The sequence below is a fragment of the Dietzia maris genome, assembly GCF_014144855.1.
GTDB classification, from domain to species: domain Bacteria; phylum Actinomycetota; class Actinomycetes; order Mycobacteriales; family Mycobacteriaceae; genus Dietzia; species Dietzia kunjamensis.
The window spans coordinates 1-1304 of sequence record NZ_JAALDN010000329.1; the positions used below are offsets into that span (position 1 = coordinate 1).

The following is a 1304-nucleotide window of genomic DNA, read 5'->3' on the forward strand; positions in this document are numbered from 1 at the left end:
GCCGCCGCGGAGGTCCCGCTGCTGCGCCTCGAGCGACCGGGGTGGGCCGCCGCCCCCGGTGCGGACGGCTGGCACTGGGTAGACGACCACGACGAGGCCGCCGCTACCGCGTCCCGCGTGGGCCGGCGGCCGTTCCTCACGATCGGCCGGCAGTCGCTGGACAGGTTCGTCGGCCCGCTCGCCGAGCACCACGCGCTGGTCAGGGTGGTGGACCCGCCGGAGGTGGATCTGCCCGCGCGGTGGCGGCTGCTGCTGAACCGCGGCCCCTACTCTGTGGAGGGTGAGCGCGAGCTCTTCGCCGATCACGGTGTGGACGTGCTGGTCACCAAGGACTCGGGCGGCGGTCACACGTGGTCGAAGATGGCCGTGGCCGACGAGCTCGGCGTACCGATCGTGGTGGTGCGGCGGCCCGGGTCCGCGCCGGGCGTTCCGGTGGTGGACAGTGCCGCTGCCGCCGCGGAGTGGGCTCGCAGCCTGGATTGAGGATGTCGCCCACGCGCGAAGGGTGGCACAATTGTGTACATGTCCACCGAGCCGCTCCGTGAGGTCCGGGCCAATTTCAGCGACGTGGTCGACCGTGTCTCCAAGCACCACGAGCGCGTCACCGTGACCAAGAACGGACGCCCGGTGGCCGTGGTCATGAGCCCGGACGATCTCGCCGCTCTCGAGGAGACGCTTGATGTCCTCTCCGACCCGTCAGCGTTGGCAGATATCCGGGAGGCCGATGCGGCGAGGACGCGCGGAGATGTAGTGCGCGGCGTCGATGCCGTCCGGGCCCTCCGTCCGTAGGCCGCGCGGTGGAAGGCTACGAGCTCGTAGTCGCCCCACCCGCGTCTCGGGCGATCCAGCGGGGCCTTCCGGAGAACATCGCCTCGGCGGTTGTCGAATTCCTCACCGGGCCATTGATCGCGAACCCGCGGCGAGTGGGTAAGGAACTGCGGAGGGAGCTGAGCGGCGTGTACTCCGCCCGTCGCGGGACCTATCGCATCCTGTATCGGATCGACGACGACGCCAGAGAGGTCCTCGTTCTCCGGGTCGAGCACAGACGGGATGTGTATCGGTGAGCGCGGTCTGAGCGGCCGGTGTCGTCGGACAGCGCGCTCGTCGTCGCGGAGTCAGACCAACTCGGCGGTCGTGCCCATTCCGCGGTCCGCCACCCGGGCGAAGCGCCGCGCGTGCGCCGCGAACCGGGCCGCCATCGCCGGATGCCCGGCCCAGTGCGTGTGCAGGTAGGAGGCGTGGACCGACCCGCTGACGAAGCCCTCCGGTCCGGCGCTGCTGGTCCAGGCCGGAGCCGCGCCCGG

At 71.3% G+C, this 1304-nt stretch carries 3 protein-coding genes and 1 pseudogene; 3 read left to right on the forward strand and 1 reads right to left on the reverse strand.

Features of this window, described 5'->3' with window-relative positions; genetic code table 11:
* From G6024_RS11145 to G6024_RS16340, 3 genes are all read left to right on the forward strand, one after another.
* Window positions 1-483: precorrin-6A/cobalt-precorrin-6A reductase (locus G6024_RS11145; protein ID WP_182640366.1), on the forward strand; the 483-nt coding region annotated here is incomplete at its 5' end.
* A gap of 39 nt (window positions 484-522) precedes the next feature.
* On the forward strand, window positions 523-789 hold the full coding sequence (locus G6024_RS11150; protein WP_096907289.1) for a type II toxin-antitoxin system Phd/YefM family antitoxin: 267 nt from the start codon (window positions 523-525) through the stop codon (window positions 787-789).
* A gap of 8 nt (window positions 790-797) precedes the next feature.
* Window positions 798-1064 (forward strand): type II toxin-antitoxin system RelE family toxin, encoded by a 267-nt coding sequence (locus G6024_RS16340; RefSeq protein WP_159148713.1) that lies wholly within the window; start codon window positions 798-800, stop codon window positions 1062-1064.
* A 51-nt stretch (window positions 1065-1115) separates the two neighbouring features.
* Here the strand turns inward: G6024_RS16340 and G6024_RS11160 are convergent.
* Window positions 1116-1304: pseudogene (locus tag G6024_RS11160) on the reverse strand (cobyrinate a,c-diamide synthase); the annotation flags it as partial.